This window comes from Parashewanella hymeniacidonis (genome assembly GCF_016900895.1).
Classification (GTDB): Bacteria; Pseudomonadota; Gammaproteobacteria; order Enterobacterales; family Shewanellaceae; genus Parashewanella; species Parashewanella hymeniacidonis.
Genome location: NZ_JAFEUN010000176.1, coordinates 1 through 5,121, shown reverse-complemented (window position 1 = coordinate 5,121; position 5,121 = coordinate 1). Strand labels below are relative to the sequence as shown.

Here is a 5,121-nt window from a genome sequence, read left to right as displayed (position 1 = left end):
TTTACTGAGTACAGCTTGTTTTCTTTCGTCTGAATAGTGTGTCATTAGGTTGCCTTTCCCGCCCCCTTAAGCGGTTAATAATTAGTTAAATATTAAGAGTGACAACCATCCTGACACAGGGGGGTAATTAGTAATGGTGAACTGCAAAAAACAGAACAATTCGCTGTAGATTCTAATTTTCATTCCCGCTTTAAGATCTCTAATAATGATTTTGCACTTGAGCAATCTGGCAATCTTCTATTTATCAACACACAGCAAATCGTCGTCACCAAAGACCAATATCTTTTTAGCGTAAATGGCGCTCATCAAATTGGTGAATTACGACAACTGCCTGATGGCAACATCTATTTTTACGATGAAGCTGAGAAGTATCTTGTTGATACTGAAACTACTGAAGTTAAAGGAAGAGTTGTGAAAGTGTTGGGTGAAGGGGAGAGCCCACAACTCTTTTCAGGGCAAAAGAGCACTAAATTAGAACAAAATTTACACAGGTATGTAACTTCTGGCTAGTTCAACAATCTGACAAGGTCTAGGCTGTGATACGTCTATTCATAATTATTATAATAACTTGAAATAAACTGATCATTGAAAGCTATTAGACCTAAAACTATACAAAATGAATCAATTGACAAAAGATAAATTATAATTTTACTTATATATCAACGGATTATTGGTTTGATTTCCCTTAGTAGACGATGCGCCAATCATACCTGCTCACCATTCAAAAATTTGTCTCCTAAAAATGTGATAAATGTTCTGACTCGGTTCGGTAAAAATCCTTTATTGTGCCTAAGTAAATACAAAGATAAGCGATCACCTCGATAGGCGTTCAACAGTGATATAATTTCCCCCGAATCTAATTCTTGTTGAATTAAAAATGAAGGAATAAAGGCAATGCCTTTCGACTTCATTATCCACTGCTTTATGAGTAGGCTGTTATTGGCCTTTAATGTAGGTTGAGGGTGTAAAACCTCTGTTTGGTTATGGTGATGAAATCGCCACGGCTTTACGCTTAAGTTCACTTGAGAATAAGCTAATAAAGGATGTGCGTTAAGCTCTGAAGTGGATAGTGGTAATTCATTAGTTGCATAATAATCTGCTGAACAACATAGAATAAAAATATAATCCTGTAACTTTTGAACGATCAGAGTGCTGTCTTCGAGTTTGTGACTTAATCGAAATACAAGATCATAATCTGAATCAGCCACATTGATAAAATTATCATCTAGATCAATATGAAATGTGATGCCTGAATGCTTTTCTTGGAATTCGTTAAAAAGATCAGTTAAATAGGCATAACCCCAACTGACTGGGGCGCACACTTTAATTTCTCCTTGAAGTTTTTGGTTTTCATTATTGAGTTCGTCAATAAATTCATCCCAACTGCACAGCATCGATTCTGCATATTGGCAACATAATTGGCCAATATGAGTGAGCTGAACGGAGCGCGTATTGCGAATAAAAAGGCTAACATTGAGGCTATTTTCTAAATTTTCTACCGCTTTAGATACTCTTGCTACTGAAAATCCGAGCTTCTCTGCCGCTCTTGAAAAATTGCCACTGTCGCTTATTGCTTTAATCACGCGTAAACTTTCAAGTTGATTAATTTTCATTGTTAACTTTTAGTTGAATGTCATTTAATTATTTCGCACCTTATCAGTATGTCGAAACTTTGTAAAATGCACAAAAAGGAGTGTGAGTTATGATGTTTCAATCTTTAAAAGTAAATAAATTAGAACTTAAAAACCGTTTTGTTGTGGCACCAATGACAAGAGTTAGTGCGACATTAACCGGTTGTGTTACCGAGGAAATGAATCACTATTATCAACAATATGTTGATGGCTACTTCGGGTGCATTATCACAGAAGGTTTGTATACCGACACACTTTGCAGTCAAGGCTATCAATATCAACCTGGGTTGATAAATGAGGCACAGGCAAACAGTTGGAAAGTGTTAAACGATTACGCAGGCACTAATCATACGGCTGTTATTGCACAACTTATGCACGCTGGAGCATTGTCTCAATTTAATGGCTATGCTTCTGAAACCAAAGCGCCTTCTGTGATAAAACCGAAAGGGCAGCAATTGGCATTTTACTATGGAGAAGGCGACTACCAAATGCCTGCCGCTTTATCTTTATCCGAAATAAACCAAATTGTCGATGGCTTTGTTCATGCTGCTTGCTTGGCTCAACAATCTGGATTTTCAGGCGTTGAAATTCATGGTGCGAATGGTTATCTGCTGGATCAATTTTTGTGTACTCACACCAACCAAAGAGAAGACGAGTTTGGAGGAAGTATTGAGAATCGACTTCGTATTCACACTCAGATAATCAATGGGATAAGAGAAAAGGTTGGCAGTGATTTCATTATCGGCTTGCGTATCTCACAAGCTAAAGTGAATGATCCTGAATACAAATGGAGCGGCAAAGCAGAAGCAAAGGCCATTTTTATTTATTTAGATACCTTAGATTTTGATTATCTGCATTTGACTGAACCCAATGCATTAGGTTGTGCGTTCGAGTCAGGTTTGACATTGGCGGAAATAGCAAAGCAATTTGTATCTCAACCCATTATGGTTAATGGTGAGCTTAACAGTAAACCTGCTATTGATGCATCTCTTGAAAATGGGGCCGATCTGATTTCTATTGGAAAAATGGCATTAGTTAACCCTGATTTTCCGGTCAAAATGTTGAACGATATACCATTAATGGCTTTCACATTCGATATTTTTAATCCAATTGCTAATTTAGACACGCAGTTTTCTGTATTAAAAAATAAAGGTGAGGGCTATGTATAAATTCGTCACATTAATTTATTTATTTTCATTCGTCAGTGTTTCAGCAAACGGTGCCTTAAACGATGACAGTAAGATACAGTGGCTACAGTGGCAACCATCAACGTTTGAACAGGCTAAAAAACAGCAGAAACTCATTTTAGTGAATGTCGGCCTGGAGGGCTGCACAGCTTGTAACCGAATGGCAAAACACACATACAGTAATGACAAGGTTATTAAATTGATCAATGATAACTTTGTTAGCATTGAAGTGGACTCACAAGCTCGCCCTGATATTGGTGAGCGATATAGTGATTGGGCATGGCCAGCGACGATTTTCATGCTGCCTGATACTTCGCAAGTCTTTGCAATGGCGGGGAATCGCTTTCCTGAAAATTTCACTCCTATCTTAGAAGATCTTATCAGAAAATATAAAAATGGCACGCTCAAGGCTGATGAAAGTTCGCCTTATACTTTTCTTGAGAAACCTATAGAAACACCGTTTACAGTGTTAAGGGATAGGCTCAGAAAGCAAATTGGTGATCAATTCAATACTGAAGTGTCTGGTTGGAACCACTGGGGCGTCAACGCTGAGGTTGATGGCGCACGATTACGTCACCTTTATTTTTTGGCTCACCATACACAAGATCAACACCGCCTAAAGCAAGCGATTAATGTCAGTAAAACTTTCTTAAAAACGCTAGATCCAGTCTGGGGCGGCGCCTATGAAGCAAATATTCATCCCTCTGCTAAAAATGTGCCTGAAGAGTTTGCTCAACTATTAGCCATTCCAGAAAAAAGAATCAGTAGTCAAGCGAATGCGTTGGTGGCCTTTGCTACGGCTTATCAACTGACGGGAGAGCAAGTATTTATTGATGGTATAAATAATGTCGACCGATATCTCGATACATGGATGAAAAGCGCATCGGGAACTTGGTATGCAAATCAAAAAGACACGCCTCCGGCGTTACCCAATGATTGGTGGCCTCAGGACTACTGGGCATTAGACAGTGATGCAAAAAGACGAAAATATGGGATCCCACCTATTGATCATGCAGTGTATACCGATAAAAATGCTGAAATCATACTTGCATACATTGATGTTTATGCAGCATTAAAAGATCGTAAATACCTTAAAAAAGCAGAAACAGCCGCGTTGAGCTTACTTGTAAAAAGGCAAACGGCAGAAGGTTGGTTAATGCAAACTGAGTATTCTAGTGAGCTACAGCAAGATCAGCGAATTAGAGCCTTGTCTGTCACCAATAAGCCATTTTTAAGTACACAAGCACAATTTGGTCGTGCTCTATTGAAGTTATACCAATACACTGCTGAAGAAAAATGGTTGATCAAAGCTCGACAAGTGGCTAGAGCAATGATGAGCACGCTGTATGAACAAGAAATTGGTGGGTTTTGGTCAACGGTCAGCGAGAGCAACAATGCAATTGAGCAGCGTAAACCACTTGAAAATAACGCAATAGCAGGGCAGTTTTTCTATAACTTATCTGTGTTTACGAAAAATGAACTGTATAAAAAAGTTGCCGCATCGACCATCAAAGCCGTGGCTTCAGACAGCGTATTAAATCGTGAAGGAAAAGTAACAGCCGAGACCTTATTGTTACTCGAAACTATGACGGCTCAATATGTTGAATTTACGGTCGTCACCGATGACAAAAATAATAAAGCGGCACAACACCTTTATCAAGCCGGACTAGACCAGTATCTACCTCGCAAACTTATTCATTATGAAAAGCCAGGCCGCTACCCTGATTTGGGTAAGCCTGTAATGTTTATTTGTAACCCAGATCGTTGCTCTAGGCCGTTAACGAAGTCTGAGCAAATCGTAAAAGTAGCCAAACAGTATCAGTAGGATGAAAAAATGAGCGCAATAATTGAGTATGTTGAATTTAAAGCCAATGTTAATGCATCAGATTCTGAAGTAATTGCAGCATTAAAGCAAACAGATGCTCTGTTAAATGAAATCAGTGGTTTTGAGTATCGTGTGTTAGCAAAGCGAGATGATGTTTTTGTTGAAGTGGTTTATTGGAAAAATCAAGATTCAGCTGACGCAGGACTAAAGACATTTTCTGAAGATGAACGTTCGAACTTACTGTTTAGCTTGATTGACAAAGAAACGGTTCAGATAAGTTATTCTGAAATCTTATAGTGTAATTGGCAAAAATTAGTACCAGAGCTTAGGTGTACAAATATAGATTTAAAGTATCTATTTAGTCGGTTCTGAAAAAATCCATTTCAAGAGTTAAAATGTACGGCATCTGATTTACGCAAAATTCAGAGCCGTACCCCAAAAGCAAGATTTCTTAGATTTTGCATCAATTTCACTACAA

General features: G+C 38.3%; 4 protein-coding genes. 3 read left to right on the top strand and 1 reads right to left on the bottom strand.

Going from position 1 to position 5,121, the window contains the following annotated elements; genetic code table 11:
- Window positions 1–704 precede the first annotated feature (704 nt).
- Window positions 705–1,613 carry a LysR family transcriptional regulator gene (locus JQC92_RS20790; RefSeq protein WP_205001451.1) on the bottom strand — a complete coding sequence of 303 codons (909 nt, stop codon included), beginning with the start codon at window positions 1,611–1,613 and terminating at the stop codon, window positions 705–707.
- 89 nt (window positions 1,614–1,702) lie between these two features.
- On the opposite strand from JQC92_RS20790, the gene JQC92_RS20785 reads away from it, so the two are divergent.
- From JQC92_RS20785 to JQC92_RS20775, 3 genes are read left to right on the top strand one after another with little or no spacing between them, the layout of a single operon-like run.
- Window positions 1,703–2,800, top strand: coding sequence for an oxidoreductase (locus JQC92_RS20785; protein WP_205001450.1), 1,098 nt, complete (start codon window positions 1,703–1,705; stop codon window positions 2,798–2,800).
- Window positions 2,793–4,643 carry a DUF255 domain-containing protein gene (locus JQC92_RS20780; RefSeq protein ID WP_205001449.1) on the top strand — a complete coding sequence of 617 codons (1,851 nt, stop codon included), beginning with the start codon at window positions 2,793–2,795 and terminating at the stop codon, window positions 4,641–4,643. The genes JQC92_RS20785 and JQC92_RS20780 overlap by 8 nt, the downstream gene beginning before the upstream one ends.
- Window positions 4,644–4,652: 9 nt before the next feature.
- Window positions 4,653–4,940 (top strand): hypothetical protein, encoded by a 288-nt coding sequence (locus tag JQC92_RS20775; RefSeq protein WP_205001448.1) that lies wholly within the window; start codon window positions 4,653–4,655, stop codon window positions 4,938–4,940.
- Window positions 4,941–5,121 lie beyond the last annotated feature (181 nt).